Below are 24,279 nucleotides of genomic sequence, written 5' to 3'. Positions count from 1 at the left end.
TCTATTGCTCGCTTTGTCCCAGGGGCAGTTACTTGACGCTCTGCAGTTCTTCCCAGACCGCATCGTAGTAAGCCCTTTCCAAACGGAAATGCTGCGCCAACGAGGTCAGGAACGAATTCTGGAACGCCACGTCCGGGATACGCCGCGCAATCAGCTGCCATTCGCGCTTGGCACGAGGCGGCACAAGGCTGATGTGGATCTTGTAGTACTCGGCCGCATCTTCGCTGACACCCGCCTGAAGCAATGCGTGATAGAGCTTCTCGTGATTGCCCGGGACCACCAGTTCGGTGATGTAGAAAACCGCCAGGCCCCAGCCAGCATCAGGATTGCGGAAGCTGCGGGCGCGATTGTTCAGGTAGGCGATTTCTTCGGGCATCGTCGTAATGGCCTCAAAGTCCGCGTCCAGGTCCACGGCATTGAGCAGTTTGGCCAGCAGTCGCGGATGCGAACGCTGCTCGTCCTCCTCACCCAGCTCACCGTAGAGGTAGCGACTGAGCGCGGCAGCCTCGTCGACATCCGTCAGGTTCACCAACAGGTCCGCCGCGTCCCGATACAGGCGATAGGTACGGAACCACTGATGCCGCAGAAAGACCTGCAACTGCGCAGGGGATGCGTTACCCGCAAATACGTACTGCGACATGGGGTGCTTTTCGCGAGACTGCGCGGCAATTTCTTGTTCCAGGCGCTTCTGGAAATCGGCCTCGGACAGCGGCGCAGACAGATCGGCAGCTGGCATGAAACGCTCTTCTACACGATAGATGGCATTGGCCAGCCAGCGGCGGGTCAACGCTGTTTCAACGTCATCGCTCAGCGAAAGGATATAGAGCAGCTGCTGATACTCAGCGTAGGCCGTGGCGTTACCCTGGTGGGCCGTCTCGGTCAGATCGCCAAGCACCTTGGCGGCGCTTTCGATTTGGCTGTAGGTGGCATTGGCTGTCAGCGCATCAGCGACGATACGTGCCTCACGGCTATGAAGGTGTTGCAGTTGCTGCAGAGAAAAATTGCGAGTACTCATCCTGTGTGCTCCTTATTTTGTTCTACGTGCACCCTGACGGCTCAGGCTGTGTGGGTGGACTGCTTCTGCATTTCCTGCCACAACATATCGAAGTAGGCCTTGTTGATTTCAAAGTGACGCGCCAGCGCCTGCAAGAAGGTGCGCTGGAACGCTTCGCTCGGCGCGAATTTGGCAATGAGCGCCCACATCTCCTCGGTATCGATCTCGTCCTGAGTACCGTGAAGGCGGTGAAACTCGCTGGGCTGCTCTGGAACATCCAGACGTTGCAACAGTTCGTAGATGCGCCGGTGGTTGACGCAACTCACTGACTCGACCGCGTACAGCAAGGCAAGTCCCCAGGCGACATCGGTGTGACGCACGCAACGGATGCGGTTATTCAGATAGGCCTTTTCCAAGGGTTGCAGCGCGGGGAAATCGATACGCAGCGGAATATCGAAATAGGTCATCAGATGGGCAAGCAGCGCCGGGTGCGAACGTTCCGGGGTCTCCGCTCCCGCTTCGCCATACAGGTTGCGATAAAATACCGAGGCGTCTTCGATGGCTTCGAAGCGAAAGGCCAGTTCGGCCAGAAGGCTGTAGAAGTTGTAAGAGCGGGTCCAGTGGTGCTCCAGGAAGAATCGCACATCTTCAATAGGCGGCGTGCCCTGGAAAAGGTGGACCGACATCGGGTGATTTACCCGGCTACGTGAGGCAATCTCGTCGTCGACTTTTTTGCGGAACGCTTCCACCGATAGCATAGAAAAGTCAGACAACTTTGGCGCGAACTGATCTTCGATCAGATAGACCTGGCTTGCCATCCAGCGGCGGGTCGGCTCTGTGCGAGGCTCACCGTTATTGTGCAATTCCAGGAGCAGTGACTGATATTGCGCGTAGGCGCTGGCATCCCCTGCCAAGCCCTTCTCGGTGATCGCAAGCAGGGCCTCGAGCGCGAGGGTGATCTGCGCATAGGTGGCACCTGGCTTCAATGCCTGGGCCAATAGAGCGGATACATCAGCAGTGGACGCTGCCGATTGGTCGAAAACAGTTTCTGAATTAACAGCGTCGCGGTATGCACTGACCTTATTCATGAACATCTCCATTAGTTACCAATGAATTCCTTTTCATCAACGGTTCACAAAAAAAGTATCGATTCTGTCCTCGTTAGTGAGAGTGATGGTGAGGTTGTTTATGGCTAATGGCATGTCGATATTCACTGGCGGTGCATGCATCGCACGGCCACCAGACGCGGCCAGAGGGCCTGGAGGAATAACTAAGTAAGAGGATGTACAACAGCGATGTTGGTGCGGAGCTAAATCCATGTAACTGCCCTTTCTTTGTTGTTGTGGAGAAACCCTAAAGCTTCCCACCATGGAAAGGTCAAGCTATCGATACAGGTTTTTCCGCCCCTTTTTCGATTTTGAGGATGTGCACCCGTGCGAGGAGTGACGGCAGTGCCTGGAAACCTTTCAGCGCACCGCCGTCATGGCCTTGGCTTACTTTTGGTGTGGATATCCGGCCTCTTCGAGTACCGCGAGGAAATCGCGCTCATCGGTCGTGCTGTTGACGCTGACTTTGCGTGTAGCTGGATCAGTTTCAATGCGAGCGTCAGGGTCGACACTGCGCAGTGCGTTAGTGACGGACTTGGCGCAACCGCCACAGGTCATGTTAGGAATATTGAAAGTAAGCATTAAACGCTCCTGATGGTTGAGTGCAGGTTTTAACGGTGGGCTACAACAATTACTCGTACTGCTTTGATGCCTCGCTTTCACGGGCGGCTACAGCACTGTTTTCCTTGCTGCTGCGGCGCTCGCTCAGGTATTCGGGGTTTTTCACCAGCCGCCCCTCTCGCCATACGAAAAGCGGGGTAATGTCGTCATTGTTGATGTCGTAATTACCGTTGTTCTTCGGGTTGCCGCCCTTGGCCATAGCCGCACTGGCGGCCAGAGTAATACTGGTGACCAACAGGGCGGTGAATAGCTTATTCATCTTCCATTCCTTTTATCGTGAGTCCTTTATGTGTTCGCTATTCCTGATGTCGGCGTATAGAACACATCCGCATGCAAGTCTTCCGGTTGCAGGCCTCGCGTCGTGGTGATTTGCATCGCCGCTTCGACCATCGCAGGCGGCCCGGCGACATAGGCTTTCCAGCCGTCCAGGTCCTGCAGGTCGGCACCAATGGCATCTGTCACCCAGCCGGTACGCCAGTGTGTCGCCGATGTGGCATCCGACAGCACAGGCATAAACATCAGGTTGGGGTGTTGTTGCACCAAACGTGCGAAGTGATCCAGCAGATAGAGATCGCGCTCGCTGCGGGCGCCGAAGTAGCAATGGATCGGTTGCTTCATGGCGCGTGCAATGGCCGTCTCGATGATCGCCTTGATCGGTGCCAGGCCTGAGCCGCCAGCGATGCATAGAATTGGCCCGTTGTGCTGCTCGCGAAGGTAGGAGGAACCGAACGGCCCCTCCACCACCACCGGATCCCCTGGTTTCAACTCGTTGTGGATGCGTTCGCTCGCGGCCCCGCCTGGCACCCGCCGAATGTGGAACTCCAGCCCGCGCTCGCCGGGCCCATTGGCCATCGAATAGTCGCGTGTGAACGCACCTGGGAAGGTCACCTGGGCGTATTGGCCGGCGGTAAAGGCCAGCGGCTCGGCGTCGTCGATAACAAGCCGGACCTGCTTGATGTCGTGGGTCACATTCTCAATGGCTTGCACACGGTAGATCAGGCGGCGACGGGGATGCGCCGGGGCTTGCTCGTCGCCGCCAAGCCAGGAGACGACCGCATCGGTTCTTGGCAGTGCCCGGCAGGCGAGGATCAGGCCCTGGGCCTTCTCCTCGTCCGAGAGCGCAAAACGGCTGTGTTCAAGCAAGTCTACCTCACCACTGATCAGCCGTGACTTGCACGCCCCGCAACGGCCAGAGCGGCAGCCATGCGGAAAGTCTATGTGCTCAGCGAGCGCCGCTTCCAGAAGGGTCATGCCCTCCGGCACCACAAGGGTACGACCGGCCTGGCGTATCTCAACATGTTTGCTCATCGCGCGCCTCTCAATGCTCATTCATCAGGCGTGACGCGGCGCTGGTGCAGCGTTCGGCGATGCCTCTGCGTGCGCCTCTACCGCCATGGGTACCTGCAAACGCTTAAGCCGCAACGCGTTGCCGAGCACAAAGACACTGGAAAGCGCCATCGCCGCAGCGGCGAAGATCGGCGAAAGTAAGGTGCCATTGAGCGGATACAACATCCCTGCTGCCACCGGGATCAGCACCGCGTTGTAGGCGAAGGCCCAGAACAGGTTCTGTTTGATGTTGCGAATCGTCGCCTGGCTGAGGGCGATGGCGTTTGGTACACCGCGCAGGTCACCCGACATCAACACCACGTCCGCCGCCTCGATCGCTACATCAGTACCGGTGCCGATGGCAAGCCCAACGTCCGCTTCAGCCAGTGCTGGCGCGTCGTTGATACCATCACCAACGAAGGCTACGCGCGCACCGTCGCTGCGAAACTTCTTCAGCGCCGCCACTTTGCCGTCGGGCAAGACCTCGGCGGCGACTTCGTCGATGCCCAACTGCTTGGCAATTGCGGCGGCAGTCGCGGCGTTGTCGCCAGTGATCATCGCGACTTTGAGCCCCAGTGCGTGGAGCGCCTTGATGGCATCGGGGGTGGTCTCTTTGATCGGGTCGGCGACCGCGATTACCGCCGCCAAGCGGCCATCGATCGCGGCATACAGCGGGCTCTTGCCTTGCTCACCCAGGCGCCGGGCGGTTGGCAGCAGGCTGCGCACATCAAGGCCAAGGTGGGTCATGAAGCGGTCAGCACCGACGGCGACGGTTCGGCCAGCCACTTTGGCCGAGACACCGAAGCCTGGGGTGGCGTCGAAGCCCTCGATAGGGGCTACCGTCAGATCGCGTTGCTGGGCCGCGGCAACGATTGCTTCGGCAATCGGGTGTTCAGAGCGGGTTTCGACCGCCGCCACCAGGGCGAGAACTTCGTCATACTCAAAGCCCTCGGCGGTAATCAGGTCGGTCAGCTCCGGGCGGCCTTTGGTCAGCGTGCCAGTCTTGTCGAGGGCGACAACGCTAACATCACGCAATGCTTGCAATGCTTCACCCTTGCGAAAGAGCACGCCAAACTCGGCGGCCCTGCCGGTACCGACCATGATTGAGGTCGGCGTGGCCAGGCCCATGGCGCACGGACAGGCGATGATCAGCACCGCGACGGCGTTGACCAGGGCAAAGGTCAGCGCCGGGGCCGGGCCGAAGAACAGCCAGACCAGAAAGGTCAACGTCGCAGCAGCCATGACCGCCGGGACGAACCACATGGTCACTTTGTCGACCAATGCCTGGATCGGCAATTTCGACCCCTGGGCTTGTTCGACCAGGCGAATGATCTGCGCCAGCACCGTGTTGGCACCGACCTTGGTCACACGGAAGCTGAACGCACCGGTCTTGTTGATCGTGCCGCCGACAACTTCGGCGCCCACGCTTTTTGCCACCGGCACCGGCTCACCACTAATCATGCTCTCATCGACATAGGAGGCGCCTTCCACCACTTCGCCGTCGACGGGGATCTTCTCGCCCGGACGCACGAACACCACGTCACCAGCGACAACCTGATCAAGCGCAATTTCAATGGTTTTGCCGTCGCGCTCGACCCGTGCGGTCTTGGCCTGCAGCCCGACCAGCCGCTTGATGGCTTGCGAGGTTTTGCCTTTGGCGCGCGCCTCCAGCGTGCGCCCAAGCAGGATCAGGGTGACAATCACCGCCGCCGCTTCAAAATAGACGTTGGCGGTGCCCTGTGGCAGTACCTCAGGGACAAAGGTTGCGACCAGCGAGTAACCATAGGCGGCCGACGTACCGACCGCGACCAGCGAGTTCATGTCCGGCGCACCCCGCAACAATGCCGGTATGCCCTTTTGGAAAAACCGTAGCCCCGGACCGAACAGCACAAGGGTGGCGAGCGCAAACTGCACATACCAGTTCAACTGCTGGCCCAGCACCTCCATCACCCAGTGATGCATGGCCGGCACCAGGTGCGAGCCCATTTCAAGGATGAACACCGGCAAGGTAAGGATCGCGGCAATGAGCAATGAGCGGTGCAGCGATCGTGCTTCGTGCTCACGACGCTCATTGTCCTGATCGCCCGCATCGGCCGATTCCGAGGACAACGCTCGAGCGCTATAACCGGCCTGGTTGACTGCGGCCTGCAGGTCGCTTGCCGCAAGGGCGCCGGCAAGGTGACGGACCTGCGCGCGCTCTGTGGCCAGGTTGACGGTGGCCTCGAGCACACCAGGAACTTGTTTGAGCGCCTTCTCTACCCGGCCTACGCACGAGGCGCAGGTCATGCCCTCGATCGACAGCTCGAGCGTCTGCTCAGGCACGCTGTAACCCGCACGCTCGATGGCGTGTACCGCCGCCTGCGGATCGGCCACGCCGGTAAAGGTCAAATCGGCACGTTCAGTGGCGAGATTGACCGTAGCCGAATGCACGCCGGGAACGGCCTTGAGTGCGCGCTCGACACGGCCGACGCAGGAGGCACAGGTCATGCCTTCGACCGGCAGGCTAAGACGACGGCCTGCGGACTTGGATGAATTGGAATCTGCTTGCACGGCAACGGATGTCATTGAACTACCCCTTGAGTGTTACTGTTAACGCAAAGCTTGAAGCCTCCCAAGAGGGGAAGGTCAAGGCCTTAGAGTGATTTGTTTCGCATCAGGCACGTAAGCAAGGCCATCGGCGCCGGCACACTCGCGCTGCGCCTGCGCACAAAGCTCCCAGCCGCCGCCCAGTGCCTTATAGATGCTGACCACCGCAAGGCGCTGGTTGGTACGGGCGATCACCAGCGCACGCCGGCTGGCGTAATCAGAGCGTTCAGCTTCGAGCACATCCAGGTACACCCCCTCGCCTTCCATAAACTGCACCCGCGCCAGGCGGGCCGCCTCACGGCTGGCGGCTGACTCAAGCAGACGCAAGCCAAGGGTGTCGCCCGCAGCGCCATAGCCTTTGAAGGCATCGTCGGTTTCCTGCAGGGCGCGCAACAGGGTTTGGTCATAGACGATCAACGCTTCTCGAGTGCGTGCCTCGCTGGCAGCGATCCGCGCCCGCACCCGCCCGGTATCGAGCAGTGACCAGCGAATGGCCGGGCCAATGAAGCTCGATTGCGCCCCATCACTCATCGCATCAAGACTCCCGGCGACCAACCCGATCGAACCTCGTATTTGAATATCGGGATAGAGACCGGCCGTTTCGACCCCGATGCGGGCGGTCGCCGCAGCGAGGTTACGTTCGGCCGCAGCAATGTCGGCTCGCCGGGAGAGGAGCCCGGCCGGATCGCCCACGGCGATGCTGCGAACAGCCAGCGTTTCACGCGCAGGCTGGGCAGCAGGCGGCTTGAACGTCTGTGGCGATTCACCCAGAAGCACTGCCAGGGCGTTGAAGGAGGCTGCACGACGGCGTTCAAGGTCCGGCACCACGGCCTCAACACTGCGTAACAACGCCTCGGCGCGCAGGCGATCGAATTCGTGGGCAGAGCCGGCACTCACCAGACGCTCGACCATTTCCAGGCTTTCACGCTGGCTTTGGCTGATGTCGACAGCGACTGCCAGTTCAGCCTCCAGACCGCGTAGCTCGAACCAGGTCGCAGCGACCGCAGCGGCGATCCCGGCCTGCACACTGCGCAGCAATGCCTCACGAGAACCTGCTTGAGCCTGAGCCGCCTCCACCGAGCGGCGCACCCGGCCAAACAAATCGATTTCCCAGGACGCATCGACCGCACCGCGATAGGTTTCGATATGCCGCTGCTGACCAGACGGCGTTTCGACTTCACTGCGGCGAAAGCTCTCATAGCTGAGCGCGGGGCCGCCGCTAGGCAGAAACGCCTGGCGGTTCTCACGGACAATCGCCTTCGCCTCTTCGAGCCGCGCGACCGCGATGCCGATGTCATGGTTCGACGCCAGCGCGCGCTGAATCAAAGTCGATAGCGCCGGTTCGTCAAAGGCCCGCCACCACTCGACTTCGACGGCCCCTGCACTGAGGCCCGTGCCTGGCTCGCCAAAGCTGGCCGGAAAGCGCGATGAAGGCAGCGTAGAGGGTGAATAGTCAGGGCCTACCGCCGCACATCCGGCCAGCAGAATGAGCGCACTGAGCGGTAACAGCACGGCGTGAATGGGACCTTTCATGACCTGCTCTCCTCCATGTGCGTCATCGAACGTGAGCCGTGGCGCTCAAAGCGGGCCGCCACACGGCGTACCACCACATAAAACACCGGGGTCAGGAACAGACCGAACAGCGTCACCCCAAGCATGCCGGCGAAGACCGCAACCCCCATGGCCTGACGCATCTCAGCCCCTGCGCCACTGGCCATTGCCAGCGGAACGACCCCGGCGATAAACGCCAGCGAGGTCATCAGGATCGGCCGCAAGCGTAATCGACACGCCTCGATGACCGCCTCCAGGGTGCTCGCACCTTGGGCTTCACGGCTGCGTGCAAACTCGACGATGAGAATGGCGTTCTTGGCGGCCAAACCAACCAGCACAACCAGCCCGATCTGGACGAACACGTTGTTGTCGCCGCCCACCCACCACACGCCGATGATCGCGCTGAGCAGGCACATCGGCACGATCAGCAGGACCGCCAAGGGCAGCAGCCAGCTGTTGTATTGCGCGGCGAGGATCAGATAAGCGAGCAGCACGCACAGCGGGAAAATGAACAACGCAGAATCGCCGGCCAGTTTTTGCTGGTAGGTAAGGTCAGTCCATTCGAAGCTCATGCCCTCAGGCAGCATTTCCTTCGCCAGTTGCTCCATGAGTGCAACCGCTTGCCCGGAACTGACCCCCGCCATTGCGCCGCCAGAAATGTCCGCCGACGGGTAACCGTTGTAGCGGATCACCCGGTCCGGGCCGGAACTCGGCGTAACGGTGACGAACGAAGATAACGGCAGCATGGCCCCCGCAGCGTTGCGTACTTGCAGGCGGCCGATGGCCTCCGCCTGCATGCGGTGGTCGGCATCGGCTTGGGCCATAACCTTGTAGGTGCGACCGAAGCGGTTGAAGTCGTTGATATAGAGGGAGCCGAGATAGACCTGCAGCGACTCGAACACATCCGCCAAGCGCACCCCTTGGCTTTTCACCTGGGTACGGTCGATCACCACATCGAGCTGCGGTGCATTGATGTCGAAGCTGGTGAGCAGTCCGGCCACTTGGCCTGACTCGGTGGCTTTCATCATCAACAGCTGGGTCTGCTGGACCAAGGCCTCGAGCCCGGCACCCGCGCGATCCTCGACCTGCATTTTAAACCCACCGGTAGCGCCAAGGCCTGGCACCGGAGGCGGCGGGAACACGCCGAGGAAGCCGTCGGGGATGCTGGCGAACTTGGCTTGCAGGCGTCCCGCAATGGCGTTCGCCCCCAGTTCGTCAGTCGCACGCGCCTTGAACGGATCGAGCATGACAAACATCACGGCGGCGTTGGGCACGTTGACAAAGCCGTTGATCGACAGCCCCGGGAAGGCAACGACGCTTTCCACTCCGGGCTCTGCAAGCGCAAGCGTCGACATTTGCTTGACCACAGTTTCGGTACGATCCAGCGATGCGGCGTTCGGCAGTTGGGCGATTGCCACCAGGTAGTATTTGTCTTGCATTGGCACGAAGCCCGGCGGCACCGCCTGGAAGCCGACGTACGTCAGCCCCAGCAGCCCGGCGTAAACCACCAGCGCTACACCGCTGACCCGTACGACTTTGCGCACCGAGTTGCCATAAGCGTTCGGGGCATTTTCCAGCGGTCGACCAAGCGCCTGCAGCAGACGAACCACGCGACCACGCAGACTGCGAGGATCGCCAGCAAGCGCCGCCTGGCGCGGGCGCAACAGAAGGCCGGCGAGTGCCGGGCTAAGGGTCAGCGAATTGATCGCCGAAAGGATGGTCGAGATGGCGATCGTGAGCGCAAACTGGCGATAGAACTCGCCCTGCAAACCGCTCAGGAACGCCGTCGGAATGAACACCGCAGCAAGCACCGAGGTAATCGCGATGATCGGGCCGGTAACTTCATCCATGGCAAGCCTTGCGGCCTGTTTCGGTGGCTCGCCGTTCTCGATATGACGCTCGACGTTCTCGACCACGACAATCGCGTCATCGACAACGATACCAATCGAAAGCACCAGGCCGAACAACGACAAGGTATTGAGCGAGAAGCCCATCAAGTGCATGACCGCGAAGGTGCCGACCAGCGACACCGGCACGGCCATCAGCGGGATGAGCGACGCCCGCCAACTGCGCAGGAATACCACCACCACGATGACGACAAGAAAGATCGCTTCCAACAAGGTGATGGCCACGGTCTCAAGCGAAGCGCGAACGAAGACGGTCGGATCATAGGCGATGCGCGAACTCAGCCCTGCGGGGAAGTTGACTTCAAGTCGCTGGATGGTTTCCCGTACCGACTGGGCAACATCGAGTGCGTTGGCACCCGGGCTCTGAATGATCTGCAACGCCACTGCCGGTTCGCCGTCAAGCAGGCTGCGCAGTGCATAGGCATCGCCACCCATTTCGATGCGGGCGACATCGCGCAAACGCGTGACCTGACCGTTTTCGCCAGTACGAATGATGATATCGCCGAACTGCTGCTCATCACTCAAGCGCCCGAGGGTATTCACCGTGACCTGAAAGGCCGCGGTGGAATTTGGCGCCTGGCCGACTGAGCCGGCCGCCACCTGCACGTTCTGTTCACGCACCGCGGCAATCACTTCGCCGGCGGTCAGCCCGCGCGCGGCAATCAGGTTCGGGTCGAGCCAGAGGCGCATGCTGTATTCGCCTGCGCCCCACACCAGGACATCACTGACACCCGGCAAGCGGGACAACTCGTCGCGCACCTGCAGGTAGGCATAGTTCGATATGTACAGGGGATCGTAGCGTTTGTCGGGCGACAGCAGGTGCACCACCATGAGAATGTCCGGTGATGTCTTCTGGGTGATGACGCCCTGGCGCTGGACCTCTTCCGGCAGCCGCGAGAGTACCCGCGAGACCCGGTTTTGCACCTGGACCTGGGCCATGTCGGCATTAGTGCCCTGGGCGAAGGTGACGGTCAGGATCATGCGCCCGTCGGTTGCCGACTGCGACGACATGTAGAGCATGCCCTCTACCCCTGTGATCGCCTGTTCAATCGGCGCTGCCACAGTTTCTGCAATAACCTTGGGGTTGGCGCCGGGATAAGCGGCGGTTACTTGCACGGTTGGCGGTGTCACTGCCGGATATTCGCTCAGCGGCAACTGGAAGAAAGCAACGATTCCGGCAATCATCATCAGAATCGAGAGCACGATGGCAAAGATCGGCCGATCAATGAAAAAGCGTGGAAAGCTCATGGCGCGACTCCCACGGCTTCGGACATTTCAATTGGCGTGCCATCTATCGCAGCCATCTGTGGCGTGATCTGCATGTCCGGGCGTACCAGGCCTTTGACGACGATGCGCTCACCCGCTTGCAAGCCTTGATTGATTACCCGCAAGCCATCGACCATCGGCCCCAGCTCTACCGGGCGGTATTGGGTCTTGTCACCTTCGCCGACGACCAGCACATAACGGCTGCCCTGGTCGGTGCCTATCGATTGATCGGAGATCAGCACCTGCTCTTGCGGCGCCCCGGTTTCCAGCTTGATCTTGGCAAAAAGCCCCGGCGTCAATTGTCCATCGGGGTTATCGACCACCGCGCGCACCCTCACCGTTCCGGTACCACGATCGGCGGCATTGGAGAGAAAGTCGAGGCGACTGGGGCGCGCATAGGTTGTGTCGCTGAGCAAAGCGACCATCACCTTGGGCGCCTGTGACGCCTGTGCGCCGGCCTTGCCTCGACCTTGGGCGAGTGAACGCAAATAGGTACGTTCATCGACATCGAAATAAACGTGCAGCGGATCGACCGAGACGATGGTGGTGAGCAGGGTCACGCCATTGGTGACATAGTTGCCTTCAGTAACATGGGTGTGGCCAACCCGGCCGCTGATCGGTGCGGTGACACGGGTGAAGCTCAGGTCCAATTGCGCAGCGTCCAACGCGGCCTTGGCGGCGTCGACCTGGGCTTTGCCGGCATTGCGTGAGGCGATAGCGGTGTCCAGGCGGTCACGGGCAACCACCTTTTTCGCGAACAACTGTTCGGCGCGTGCATGCTCGGCTTGAGCGAGCAGTGATGCCGCCTCAGCCTCGCGCAATCGCGCAGAAGCTGCGTTTACGGCGGCCTGGAATACGCGCGGATCAATGAGAAACAGCCGACTGCCTTTCTCAACGTAGCGCCCCTCCGGCACGCTCACTTCCTGGATGTAGCCGGCGACTCGCGGGCGAAGCTCAACCCGCTTGACCGCGCTCAGGGAACCGGTGAACTCAACATAGGGGGTCACCGGGCGAACGATCACCTCGGCGACCGGAACGCTGGGGGGGTTGGCCGCAGCGGCAGTGGGCTGGGTCTCTTTGCATCCAGCAGTAATGAGAGCGAGCGCTATCGTCGCCGTGATCAGGGTTATGCGTGTACCTTTCATCATTGTGCCTTCCAGGGCTGGAGTCGACTTGGATTTGCTGAGACGAAACAGCTTCCAGATCGCTTATCCGACTTGACACATTGGGAAGGTCAACCAATTTTTAGGGCAAGACCTTAGGACCCTAAGCTGATCGTTGATATTTCTATGGAAAAGATCGGCTTTCTGGAGAAAACCGACTAGTTTTACCAATGCTCACGTCACTGCTGACAACACTGGAGCTTCATATGCAAATCAGATCACTTGCCGCATCGTTGTGCGTGCTTTCTTTCGCGCTGTCGGGGTGCGCCAGTAAGTATGTCGAACCCGACCAGTACTCGGGCTTTTTGAAGGATTACAGCCAACTCAAAGAAGAAACATCGCCTTCTGGGGCATCGGTCATGCGCTGGATTCAACCCGGTATGGATGTGAAGCGCTACACCAGCGTTTATCTTGAGCCCAGCCAGCTGTACCCACAGCCACAACCGACCGAAAAGCTGCCTGCAAATACCCTAAAAGGCATCACCCAGTATTACGACCAGGCGCTGAAAACAGCCTTTGCCAAAGAGCTGCCGTTGGCTAACGGCCCCGGCCCACAAACCCTGGTAGTGCGACCAGCCATCACCGCGGTCAGCGCTTCTACCAAGGGTCTGCGCCCTTACGAAGTAATCCCTATCGCCCTGGTGGCCGCGGGCGTCAGCGCCGCGACCGGTATCCGCGACCAAGACACCACCCTTGCCACAGAAGCCGCGTTCATCGACAGCGCCAGCAACAAAGTGGTAGCTGAAGTGGTACGCAAAGGCGCCGGTGCAGACCTCGACAACTCATCGCAGGTCGTACAAGCCACCGACTTCCGGGCGGTGCTTAATATCTGGGCACAGGATATGGCCAAATCCTATCAACACCTCAAAACCCAGTAAGCGGGCGAATCAGGAGGACCGTCGGTGCCAGGGCGGTCCTTCTGCCAAGGCAAGGCCATAGTGTAGTGGTCAACTAATCCCGGACACTGCGTTAAGTTTCTCCTCGGCCACAGCGGGCGCCAGCCCGCTGTTAAATTGATGTGGCCGTTGCCAGTTGTAGCGCTGCATCAAAAACCGGCCGATATCCTGCTGTGCCAGCGTAGCGCTCATGTAGCCCACGCTCGGTACCCATTCCGTTTTCAAACTGCGAAACAACCGTTCCATCGGCGCGTTGTCGTGGCAGTTTCCACGCCGGCTCATGCTCTGCTTAAAACGATAGCGCCACAGTCGCTGACGGAAGCTTCGGCTGCCGTATTGGCTTCCTTGTCGCTGTGAAACAGCACATTCTGAGGTCGACCACGCTGCTCATAGGCCATGTCCAAGGCCTTGATTACCAGGTCGGCATCGGGCTTCGATGAAAACGCCCAGCCCACCACGCGGCGGGCGAACAGATCAATCACAGCCGCCAAATAGTGCCAGCGACCTTGAGCCCAGACATACGTGATGTCACCACACCAGACCTCATTGGGTGCCGATACGCTGAACTCTCGATCCAGCACGTTCGGAATATCCGGCCGCTCGACCGTCGCCTTTTTGTAGGCATGTGAGCCGGGTTGCTTGCTGATCAACTTCATTTCGCTCATCAGCTTGCGCACCTTGAAACGCCCGATTTCTATGCCGTCCTCGCGCATCATGAACATAATGCTTCGACTGCCTGCGGCACTGCGGCTTTGGGTGAACAATTCGTTCACACGGCTGCGTAAAACCAGCCGCTCAACGTCGGGAGTTCGACGTTTTCGGCAGTGTGCGTAGTAGCAAGATCGGGTGACTTCAAATATCGAGCACAACAGATCAACAGGCTCCTCAGAACGGAGTTGATCGATTAACGCGAACGCTCGTGTTCCTCGGCCATCAAGAGCGCGGTGGCCTTCTTTAATATAGATTTTTCCCGTTCCAGCCGATTGATCCGAGCTTCCAGCTCCTGGATTTTTTGCTGCTCGGGTGTGAGCGCCTTACTGGTCGGAGTGACACCGCCTCGTTCTTGCTGGAGCTGGTTGACCCAGCGGCGCAGGGCAGACTCAACCAACCCTAGTGATCGAGCTGCTTCGATATGGCTGTAGCCCTGATCGAGCACAGGCTGGCGGCTTCGCGCTTGAACTCGGGCGTAAAGGTACGGCGTTGCTTGGTCATCAGACACCTCTCTGTGGCGAGCATTCTCGCCTAAGGAAATCCTGAAGAAGACTTCCTGATTTTGGCAAAATGCCCGGACTCACCCGCCGAGTTTTCCGATGAAGCAAATGACCTTCGCCGATGCCGAGTATGCCGGCAAGCGTATGCAGACCCGCAAAGAGTTGTTCCTGATCGAGATGAATCAGGTGGTGCCGTGGCAGGGTTTGATTGCCCTGATCGAGCCACATTACCCGAAAGGTGATGGTGACCGTCCGGCCTACCCGTTGATGGCGATGCTGCGCGTACATCTGATGCAGAACTGGTTTGGCTACAGCGATCCAGCGATGGAGGAAGCGCTGTACGAGACCACCATCCTGCGCCAGTTCGCCGGACTGAGGCTGGAGCGTATTCCCGACGAAACCACGATCCTCAACTTCCGTCGTCTGCTGGAAAAACACGAGCTGGCTGCTGGCATCCTGGCCGTGATCAATGGCTATCTGGGTGATCGAGGCCTGTCGTTGCGCCAAGGCACCATTGTCGATGCCACGCTGATCAATGCGCCGAGTTCGACCAAGAACAAGGACGGCAAACGCGACCCAGAAATGCACCAGACCAAGAAGGGTAACCAGTACTACTTCGGCATGAAGGCGCACATCGGTGTCGATGATGAGTCGGGTCTGGTGCACAGCGTGGTGGGCACGGCGGCCAATGTGGCGGATATCACCCAAGTCGACAAACTGCTGCACGGCGAGGAAAACATGGTCGGCGCCGACGCGGGTTACACCGGCGTCGAGAAACGCCCTGAACATGAAGGCCGAGAGGTCATCTGGCAGATTGCCGCCCGCCGCAGTACATACAAGAAGCTGGGTAAGCGCAGCCCTTTGTACAAAGCCAAGCGCAAGATCGAGAAGGCCAAGGCCCAAGTGCGCGCCAAGGTCGAGCACCCGTTCCGGGTGATCAAACGGCAGTTCGGTTATGTGAAGACGCGCTTCCGTGGTCTAGCGAGCTACTTCAGACCATCCCTAAATGGGTGTCCGGATTCATTAGACCACTACATAGCCTCATAGCGCTGCAGTTGAACTATGTTGTAACAACCTTCCCAGCTTAAACACATCGCCCGTCCCGCAGGAGATAACATTAATTATGTGGCTCGCCAGAAGAGAAGCACACGCGACACAACATCCGTTTATGTTTGCGCAATCGAGGACAACAGCTACGCTGGGTAACAGCATTTCGTTAATTTTTACCTGAAGAACGGTCACATCCGATCTCCTGTCCCAAAACCACCTACACACCGGTCTATAAGACTAGAGATTATGCATGTTGAGTCAGTCGACATTGGACTTATGCACGTCCAGAAATAATTCAGCAGATTCGGAAGCACACATGAAATAGCACGAAAGCATCCAGATTCGAATGCGCCCTTCCAGAGAGGAACTCATGAATAGAAATAATAGAACTAAAGTCAACCTGTTAGGGCATGCTGTCTTGGCAGTAGCCTTTACCGGATTTCTTCCAGAGTCACTTCTTGCTCAAACTGTCGACAAAGCAGAGCCAACAGTCAGGTCTGAAAAAAAGGCTCCCGAAACCTCTAATCTAGCCAATGATAAAGCTAAAGGGCCTAGCCAAGCAGAGCTAGAAAAACTCGCCAAAATGTCCGCAAACCCATTGGGCGCGGCGTGGATGCTTTGGCTACAAAATGACTATACCCACAAGGATGGCGATAACGACGCACTTCCCAGCAACGGGCGCTGGACTAACACTACGAACTTTCAACCGGTAATGTCCTTCCCGATTAGTTTCGGTGACGACGACTGGAACCTGATTGTTCGTCCAGTCATCCAATACTCCTCCACACCGATGGACGAAAGCTTCGGTCATGCGCTGCAGGGACGTCCTGGAAACATCCCCAGTTCAGACTTGTCCAGTCGCAACTACCCATTCAATGACCGTACAACTGGTTTTGGCGATACTGCACTCATGACCCTCGCGGGGCCTGCTCGCGATGATGGTTTAGTGTGGGGGGCAGGTATCACGCAGATTTTCCCAACGGCAGAACACGATGTGCTCGGCCAGGGCAAATATCAAGCGGGCCCGGCATTCCTGCTGGCCTCCTTGGCGCCTAACCCTGGAGGCTGGAACATCGGCGCACTGGCCCAGCATTGGTGGTCGTACTCAGGTGACAGCGACCGCGAGGACACTAGCCAAACCGATATCCAATACTTCCTGAACTATCGGTTGAGCGGCACAGAGTTGGTAGGCATGACACCCAACGTGCGCGTCAACTGGAAAGCTGACAGTGGCGAAAAAGTGAATTTCCCTATCGGTCTGGGTTACTCGAATGTCACTAAATTTGGCTCACTACCGGTGCGTTGGGCGGTAGAATTCCAGTACAGTGTAATCAAGGGCGATGACTACGATGCAGACTTCAACTTACGCTTCATGTTCATCCCAATCATCCCAAATCCATTTTCAAGCTATTGAACCAGACTACAAAGGAAGGTGGATCAGGTGGCGGCATGGACGAGGCAGTGCATGAGGCCATCATCCTGCGCCAGTTCGCCGGACTGAGGCTGCCCGCCTCCTCGAATCAATGGCTATTTTTTTTTGGGGGGGGCGGCGACTGTCGCGGTGTCAGCCTGGTACACAGCAGGTTGTCGCCCCTTCAGGCTCAGAAACGCCAAGTAGCGCCGCCACCCAACACATGAATCGCAGCTCTTTTGTAATCTCCTGACAAGGTCTGCCCAGAGCGTTTGCTCTGCTCAACACTCATGCCCCCCATCCAAATTAATGTGTAATTGAGATTGAAGGCCATGGATTCATCTACCTTGTAATTCAGCCCGGTCGCAAAACGCCAGGCTTCACCTACCGGAACGTCCACTGTGCGGTCTTCATCATCGACCATCGAAGAATCGTAGGCAATCCCCATATTAATCCGCAGTTTCCGCGACATCTGATTCTGCGCACCGATCGAGGCATGCCAAGTATCCTTGTATTGACGATCGATCTGGCGCGACACCGATGAGCCGTCTGGATTTCCGTCAATCTCCACGCCCAGCTTTCCGAATTCGCTCCAATCTTGCCATCCGACGCTTCCCAGCAGCGTCCATTGATCGTCCAACTGGTGAGAGATACTTGCCAGCGCCAGTTGCGGAATCTTCATGTCGACATCCAATTCATCAGCATTCACCCGACGTAGCGCAGCTGCCAGGATGGGGTTACTGACACCGTGGAGATCTGGCTCGTCGCTGAACTTCAGTTTTATCTGGCTGACATAGGAAATACCCAGTTTGGTGCGGTCATCGAGGTGGTAAAACACCCCTACCGTCCCACCGCTCCCCCAGTCATGTGCACGATATTTAAGTTGGCCATCATCGTGATCACGTAAGCCCAGTGGATTGTTGTTAATCGCCACATTGGTAGCATAGCGGCCAACCATGATCCGTGGACCGAATCCGAACGAAAGATTGTCCGTCAGTTTGTAGGAAAAGGTTGGCTGAAAAGCGACACCAATGATTGATGCTTTTTGCGTGAAATATCGACCGGCCCAGTCGTCATCGTAGTTGAGGGCCATGCCAAAATTTCCGACGATGCTGAAACCAATACTGGCGCGATCATCAAGCTGATGGCTGATGAAAAAACTACTGGAGGGGAAATATTTTAAGGCATTACCACCCTCATTCCCGTCGAAACTGTTGTCGCCATCACGGGAAAAATTTATGGCGCCCAACAGCAGTTGTCCGTTCAAATTGACCTGGGTACCCGAGAGTTCAGTCAGGCCTGCCGGGTTGTTCATCTGGATACTGGGATCGGTTGTTAATACGGCTGCTCCCGCGTTGGCCAGCCCAGCGCCTTCCTGCCCCACCTCATAAAGCATCAGACCACCTGCTGAGGCAACACCAGACACTCCGCTCAGAATAAAAGCAGGAAATACCCCACGCACTAGCAAGAACTTAAATGCATTCATGCCCTAAAATTACTCCAAACAGAAATAACAACGATAATTCCTATACACGCTGACGCTATTGATCAGTCTCTAGATAGAGAGCATCTATCTTTAGCACTCTGAGCCTAGACACGTTTTTTCAATCGTGCCAGTGCTCTGCTTTTGCAGTTCAACTGCTCCTATTCATTAGACCACTACATAATGGCCAGCTCCGAGCAAGGTCCACCTTGCTGCGCAGGCGCTCGGAAAAAGGATATAACGGCCAACGCTCTTGGAGAGAGTGATCGCGTTGAAAGGGAACCTTGCGCCAATGCCCCTGTGCCTCATTCTAAAAGGCTCCCTCTATCACCTCCCAATACTCACGCTATTAGCCCTCGCCATTACCCACGTCTAGCCTATATTTATCGCTGCACTGATCCGGCCGGATGGCTTCTGGGAAGGCAGTAACAAAGCGGCTACAGCTGCTCTTCCCGTGGTACGTCACCTGGCCGATAACGAGATTGCCGCTGAGCTGTCCGTGATGGCCATCATCGATTCGTTGATCGAAGCGCTGGCCTTGAACCGATGTCATTGATTTCACTCATCTCTACTCGTTTGGCAAAACGGGTCGGATTGTGGGGTGAGTCCATCCAGAGGTGAAACAGTCATGTCAAATGAGTCAAAATGCCCGTTCAACCATGCCGCTGGCGGTGGCACCACCAACCGAGATTGGTGGCCCGACCAGCTGAACCTGAAGATCCTGCACCAGCATTCTTCCTTGTCCGATCCGATGGACGAAGGTTTCGACTACGCCAAAGCCTTCAAGAGCCTGGACTTCGCGGCCCTCAAGCAAGACCTGCGGGCGCTGATGACCGATTCCCAAGACTGGTGGCCGGCCGACTTTGGTCACTACGGCCCACTGTTCATCCGCATGGCCTGGCACAGCGCCGGAACCTATCGCATCGGTGATGGCCGTGGTGGTGCCGGTTCCGGCCAGCAGCGCTTTGCCCCGCTCAACAGCTGGCCCGACAACGTCAGCCTGGACAAGGCCCGACGCCTGCTCTGGCCGATCAAGCAGAAGTATGGCAAGAACATCTCCTGGGCTGACCTGATCGTGCTCACTGGTAACGTTGCCCTGGAATCCATGGGCTTCAAGACCTTCGGTTTCTCCGGTGGCCGCGCTGACGTCTGGGAGCCGGATGAGGATGTGTACTGGGGCTCAGAGACCAAGTGGCTCGGTGGCGACACCCGCTATGGCAAGGCCCAGCCGCCGGGCGACGTGCCGCTGGTGGCCGAACCCTCCCCCAGTGAGCAAGAAAGCCGCACGGGCAACGGTGAACGCAACCTGGAAAATCCGTTGGCCGCGGTGCAGATGGGCCTGATCTACGTGAACCCGGAGGGCCCGGAAGGCAACCCTGACCCCATCGCTTCGGGCAAGGATATCCGCGATACCTTTGGCCGCATGGCGATGAACGATGAAGAAACCGTAGCACTGATTGCCGGCGGCCACGCCTTCGGCAAAACCCACGGTGCCGGCCCGGCCGATAACGTCGGCCCGGAACCGGAAGCCGCCGGCCTTGAAGAACAGGGCTTGGGGTGGCGCAATAAATTCGGCAGTGGTAAAGGTGCCGATACCATCACCAGCGGCCTTGAAGTGACCTGGACGTCGACTCCCACGCAGTGGAGCAACGAGTACCTGGAGAACCTGTTCGGCTTTGATTGGGAACTGACCAAGAGCCCGGCTGGCGCCAATCAATGGAAGCCTAAAGGCGGTGCAGGTGCCAACCAGATTCCACACGCCTTTGACCCCGCAAAAAAACAGGAACCGCGAATGCTGACTTCGGATCTGGCATTGCGCTTCGATCCGATCTATGAGCCGATTGCCCGACGTTTCAAAGACCATCCCGAGCAATTGGCTGACGCCTTTGCCCGTGCCTGGTACAAGCTCATACACCGTGACATGGGCCCCCTGTCGCGCTACCTCGGCCCGGAAATGCCGAATGAAGAGCTGTTGTGGCAAGATCCGATTCCGGCCGTTGACCATGCTCTGGTGAACGACGCTGACGTCGCTGCTCTCAAGGCCAAGGTATTGGCTTCGGGCCTGTCTGTGTCGCAGCTGGTGTCTACTGCCTGGGCCGCAGCGTCGAGCTTCCGTGGCTCGGACAAGCGCGGTGGTGCTAACGGCGGGCGTCTGCGCCTAGCGCCGCAGAAAGACTGGGAAGCCAACCAGCCGGCGCAACTGGCGCAAGTGCTCGGCAAGTTGCAAAGCATCCAGAATGACTTCAACGCTCAGGGTGGCGGCAAGAAAATCTCCTTGGCCGATCTGATCGTGCTGGCCGGTAATGCGGGTGTCGAGCAGGCGGCGAAAAGCGCAGGCTTTAACGTCACCGTGCCGTTCTCAGCGGGTCGTACTGATGCCACCCAACAGCAAACGGATGTCGAGTCGTTTGGCCTGCTGGAACCGGCTGCCGATGGATTTCGCAACTTCGTCAAGGCCGGGGTCAAGGTCAGGCCCGAAGCGCTGCTGTTGGACAAGGCACAACTGTTGACCCTCAGCGCACCAGAGATGACCGTACTGATCGGTGGCCTGCGGGTGCTGGGCAATAACCTCGGCAATAACAACCAAGGTGTGTTCACCCAACGCAAGGAGCAGTTGACCAACGACTTCTTCCAGAACCTGCTGGACATGAACGTGGAATGGAAACCCACCTCCAGCGCCAACGACAGCTATGAAGCCCGCGAGCGTAAAACCGGTGAGCTGAAATGGAGCGCTAGCCGCGTCGACCTGGTGTTTGGTTCCAATGCCCAATTGCGGGCGCTGGCCGAGGTGTATGCCAGTAACGATGCCAAAGACAAGTTCGTCAAAGACTTCGTCGCTGCATGGACCAAAGTGATGAACCTGGACCGTTTTGACCAGGCATAAAGGCGCGCAATAACGCCGGACCCTGAGGCATCAGGGCCCGGCGCTTTTATTCTGATCCGTATTTTTCTGCGTTATCTGCATCTGTAATGAACAACCTGAGACTCCGACAATGTAGGCACTACAAGGCATCTGCCTGGTTCCTGTTCAATTCGGAGTTGCTATGGGCAAGCTTGGATTTTTCGTGGTTGGCTTTCTGTTACTGGCCATTGGTATTGGCGCACTAGGGACCATCTCGCCGCTGTAAGCGCAACAATCTTTGCCGCATGCCGGCACTGTCATCTTCACGTCATTAATCGGGTAGACACTCATCGCCAGCGCTTCGTAGCGCTGACCGATGAACGTGCAAGGACCACCCGATGAAAAGCGACACTTCTCTGTTTGCGGCCATTGACCTGGGGTCCAATGCGTTTCGCATGGTGATCGGCCAACCGGTCAAACGCAATCGCCAATGGCAGATTGAGGAAGTGAAATCCTTGCGCGAGCCCGTGCGTCTGGCCGAGGGCCTGCACGACGGCAGCCTCGATGAATTGGCACTGGCCCGCGGCTGGCAAGCACTCGCCCGCTTCGGCAAAAAACTGCGCGATTTCGAGCCAGGACGTGTGCGTGCAGTGGCCACCAGTGCCGTGCGCGAGGCCGCCAATGCCAATCGATTCTTGAGTGATGCCCAGCGTCATCTGGGCTTTCCCATCGACGTCATCTCCGGCGAGGAAGAAGCGCAACTGGTGTATGCCGGGGTCAGCCACCGCATCCCGGCGGCCAACACCATGCGCCTGGTGGTAGACATCGGCGGTGGTTCCACCGAGTTGATCCTCGGCTGCGGCAATCAGGCGCTGCTAACTGAAAGTCTGTGCATCGGCAGCGGCACCTGGAGCACGCGTTTTTTCCCCGATGGTCGGGTGTGCGCCCAGGCCCTGCTGAACGCCGAGCGCACCGCTACCTTGCAGTTCGAGAAAGTCGCCCGCCGCTACCGGCACCTGGGCTGGCAGCAGGCAATTGGCTCGTCAGGCACCGCGCGGATGCTGGCCAAAGTATTGCGCGCCAATGCCTTGAACGACTGTGGCGAAGGCGGCATTACCTATCGGGGATTGTTGCGCCTGTCGGTGCTGCTGCTCGAAGCCGGGCACCTCAACAGTACCCGTTTTGCTGGCTTGCAAGCGCACCGTCAAAGCGCGCTGCCAGGTGGTCTGGCAATCATGCTGGCAGCGTTCAAGGCCTTCGGCATAACCGAGATGATGCCGTCCGAGCCCGGCTTGCGTTTTGGTGTGCTGCACAGTTTGATGCAAAGCCGCGCCTGAGCCGGGATCACTCCTCTTCCATCAGCGCGGTAATGCGCCCGGATTTCTCCGCCGCTATCAGCGCTGCATAGTCTTTCGCATTTTGCTTGGCATAGGCCACGGCGAAGCTGCCGATGGCCTGGTCGAAGCTGTCGGTTTTGCCCAGATAGCCACTGATCAGCGCCGCATCGCCTGATTTGGCATGGGCACGTGCCAAAGTGCTACCGCACCATTGGGCGTACATTTTCAGGCGCAGTGCGCAGATCCCTTCAATCGGCGCGGACATTTTCATGTCACGCAACTGACGTACAAAGTAGTCCCTGCCCTGTTGCCCCCGGGTCCAGCCGAGAAAGATATCGCTGGAAGACTGCATCAGTCGCTGCCCGGTAACCACGCGCTGGCCTTGATTGTCATACTCGCTCTTGCCGGCATAAGGCGCCAATACCGAAGGGCAAGCTTCTTTGAACTGCAGCAACAGCGGGTGATTTTCTGCGGAAAAGAACAGACCGACAAAGCAATACGTACCCACGCTACCGATACCGACGGCTTTAACGGCAATGTCTTCAAGACGGTAACGATCGAACAGCACCCGCCGCTCATGTGGCAACGACAATCGATAGCCTTGCAGTGCCTCACGGGCGCGCTCGACGAAATTCTTTTCGTCGACATGAAAGAGTATCGGCGGTTGGTCGATCAGGCGCCTGCGCCCCGCCACTTCACTGCTGATTTTGGGATAGAGGTAATCGCCGACGCGCACTTTGGCCTTAGCGACGATTTGCTCTCGGAATTTCTTGATTTCCGACGTCGGCGCCATATCAATGATCATTTGCGCGTCCAAGCGATCGTACCAAACCTCTAACGGGCTCAGTTTCGAAAGCTTACGCAGGCGCTCACGGTAAGCCCGCACACACTCCATGGCGGCAGCCCGCGCTGCTTTTTCGCTAAGCCGGTTATCCTGTGCGGCCACCACAAAACTGATTGCCAAGCGTTTTACATCCCATTCCCAGGGGCCGGGAAGGGTTTCGTCGAAATCGTTGATATCAAAAATCAGGTTGCGCTCAGGTGTCGCGAACAAGCCAAAGTTCAACAGATGACAATCGCCACAGGCCTGTACCTGAATGCCAGTGGTCGGAGTCATGGCCAGATCGTGCGCCATCAAACTCGCAGAGCCGCGCAAGAAGGTGAACGGGCTGCGCAGCATACGTCCGTAGCGCACCGGAATCAGGTTGGCCAGCCGATAGCGGTTGGACTTTTCCAGTAGTTCAATCGGGTCACGGTGTTTGCGCGCAGGCTTCCACTGAGCGTGCAACGCATGGGGTTGACGCGCGCGTAGTTGTTCACCGGCGGTCAGGCGCTCCTTGCGCGAACGGAACACCACCTCTTCCATTTTGGCTGCGGATTTTTTCGTTGAAGCGTTGGCAGGCTTATTTTTACGGGGAGACATGTCGGCTCCTATGCTCAACGCTGGTTGTTACAAGCGTAGCACCACTCTTTTCGGGGCATCCGCTATTGCGTAAACCCAAAGAGTCGAAGCGGACGAACGTATTCGC

15 protein-coding genes and 2 pseudogenes are annotated in these 24,279 nt (G+C 58.3%); 5 read left to right on the top strand and 12 right to left on the bottom strand.

All coding sequences use genetic code 11. The features are described from left to right. Positions 1–28 precede the first annotated feature (28 nt). From ACQRAX_RS10700 to ACQRAX_RS10660, 9 genes are all read right to left on the bottom strand, one after another. Entirely contained in the window at positions 29–1,015 is a 987-nt protein-coding gene (locus tag ACQRAX_RS10700; protein ID WP_412037387.1) for an HOASN domain-containing protein, read from the bottom strand. A 41-nt stretch (positions 1,016–1,056) separates the two neighbouring features. Next, positions 1,057–2,082 (bottom strand): HOASN domain-containing protein, encoded by a 1,026-nt coding sequence (locus ACQRAX_RS10695; protein ID WP_412037386.1) that lies wholly within the window; start codon positions 2,080–2,082, stop codon positions 1,057–1,059. 405 nt (positions 2,083–2,487) lie between these two features. Then, positions 2,488–2,682: a heavy-metal-associated domain-containing protein gene (locus ACQRAX_RS10690; protein WP_412037385.1), complete on the bottom strand. Its 195-nt coding sequence runs from the start codon at positions 2,680–2,682 to the stop codon at positions 2,488–2,490. Positions 2,683–2,731: 49 nt separating this feature from the next. Next, positions 2,732–2,980: a hypothetical protein gene (locus ACQRAX_RS10685; protein ID WP_412037384.1), complete on the bottom strand. Its 249-nt coding sequence runs from the start codon at positions 2,978–2,980 to the stop codon at positions 2,732–2,734. A 26-nt stretch (positions 2,981–3,006) separates the two neighbouring features. Next, entirely contained in the window at positions 3,007–4,029 is a 1,023-nt protein-coding gene (locus ACQRAX_RS10680; protein WP_412037383.1) for a 2Fe-2S iron-sulfur cluster-binding protein, read from the bottom strand. 24 nt (positions 4,030–4,053) lie between these two features. Further along, the gene (locus ACQRAX_RS10675; RefSeq protein ID WP_412037382.1) at positions 4,054–6,612 is read right to left on the bottom strand and encodes a heavy metal translocating P-type ATPase; all 2,559 of its coding nucleotides are present in this window, start codon (positions 6,610–6,612) and stop codon (positions 4,054–4,056) included. Positions 6,613–6,672: 60 nt separating this feature from the next. Then, positions 6,673–8,166 (bottom strand): efflux transporter outer membrane subunit, encoded by a 1,494-nt coding sequence (locus tag ACQRAX_RS10670; protein WP_412037381.1) that lies wholly within the window; start codon positions 8,164–8,166, stop codon positions 6,673–6,675. After that, positions 8,163–11,339 (bottom strand): efflux RND transporter permease subunit, encoded by a 3,177-nt coding sequence (locus ACQRAX_RS10665; RefSeq protein WP_412037380.1) that lies wholly within the window; start codon positions 11,337–11,339, stop codon positions 8,163–8,165. Before ACQRAX_RS10665 ends, ACQRAX_RS10670 begins: the two co-directional genes overlap by 4 nt. Continuing rightward, the gene (locus tag ACQRAX_RS10660) at positions 11,336–12,502 is read right to left on the bottom strand and encodes an efflux RND transporter periplasmic adaptor subunit (RefSeq protein WP_412037810.1); all 1,167 of its coding nucleotides are present in this window, start codon (positions 12,500–12,502) and stop codon (positions 11,336–11,338) included. The genes ACQRAX_RS10665 and ACQRAX_RS10660 overlap by 4 nt, the downstream gene beginning before the upstream one ends. 224 nt (positions 12,503–12,726) lie before the next feature. On the opposite strand from ACQRAX_RS10660, the gene ACQRAX_RS10655 reads away from it, so the two are divergent. Further along, positions 12,727–13,398 carry a DUF3313 domain-containing protein gene (locus tag ACQRAX_RS10655; protein ID WP_412037379.1) on the top strand — a complete coding sequence of 224 codons (672 nt, stop codon included), beginning with the start codon at positions 12,727–12,729 and terminating at the stop codon, positions 13,396–13,398. Between the two features lie 69 nt (positions 13,399–13,467). Here the strand turns inward: ACQRAX_RS10655 and ACQRAX_RS10650 are convergent. After that, positions 13,468–14,628: pseudogene (locus tag ACQRAX_RS10650) on the bottom strand (IS3 family transposase). A 98-nt stretch (positions 14,629–14,726) separates the two neighbouring features. Between ACQRAX_RS10650 and ACQRAX_RS10645 the strand changes: the two are divergent. Further along, a pseudogene (locus ACQRAX_RS10645) lies at positions 14,727–15,611 on the top strand (IS5 family transposase); the annotation flags it as partial. Between the two features lie 436 nt (positions 15,612–16,047). Continuing rightward, on the top strand, positions 16,048–17,091 hold the full coding sequence (locus ACQRAX_RS10640; RefSeq protein ID WP_412037378.1) for a hypothetical protein: 1,044 nt from the start codon (positions 16,048–16,050) through the stop codon (positions 17,089–17,091). Between the two features lie 187 nt (positions 17,092–17,278). On the opposite strand, the gene ACQRAX_RS10635 is transcribed toward ACQRAX_RS10640, so the two are convergent. Continuing rightward, the gene (locus ACQRAX_RS10635) at positions 17,279–18,574 is read right to left on the bottom strand and encodes an OmpP1/FadL family transporter (RefSeq protein WP_412037377.1); all 1,296 of its coding nucleotides are present in this window, start codon (positions 18,572–18,574) and stop codon (positions 17,279–17,281) included. 625 nt (positions 18,575–19,199) lie between these two features. On the opposite strand from ACQRAX_RS10635, the gene katG reads away from it, so the two are divergent. Together katG and ACQRAX_RS10625 are read left to right on the top strand one after the other, a co-directional pair. After that, complete coding sequence (gene katG, locus ACQRAX_RS10630; protein WP_412037376.1) at positions 19,200–21,455, top strand: catalase/peroxidase HPI; 2,256 nt, start codon at positions 19,200–19,202, stop codon at positions 21,453–21,455. Positions 21,456–21,811: 356 nt separating this feature from the next. Further along, positions 21,812–22,750, top strand: a complete 939-nt coding sequence (locus ACQRAX_RS10625; protein ID WP_412037375.1) for a Ppx/GppA family phosphatase — start codon at positions 21,812–21,814, stop codon at positions 22,748–22,750. Between the two features lie 7 nt (positions 22,751–22,757). On the opposite strand, the gene ACQRAX_RS10620 is transcribed toward ACQRAX_RS10625, so the two are convergent. Continuing rightward, on the bottom strand, positions 22,758–23,930 hold the full coding sequence (locus tag ACQRAX_RS10620) for a DUF2252 domain-containing protein (protein WP_412037809.1): 1,173 nt from the start codon (positions 23,928–23,930) through the stop codon (positions 22,758–22,760). Positions 23,931–24,279 lie beyond the last annotated feature (349 nt).

Origin of the sequence: Pseudomonas sp. UM16, from assembly GCF_050312595.1 — a bacterium.
GTDB lineage: Bacteria > Pseudomonadota > Gammaproteobacteria > Pseudomonadales > Pseudomonadaceae > Aquipseudomonas.
The sequence above is the reverse complement of the archived record's forward strand: the minus strand, read 5'-3'. Positions and strand labels throughout refer to the sequence as shown.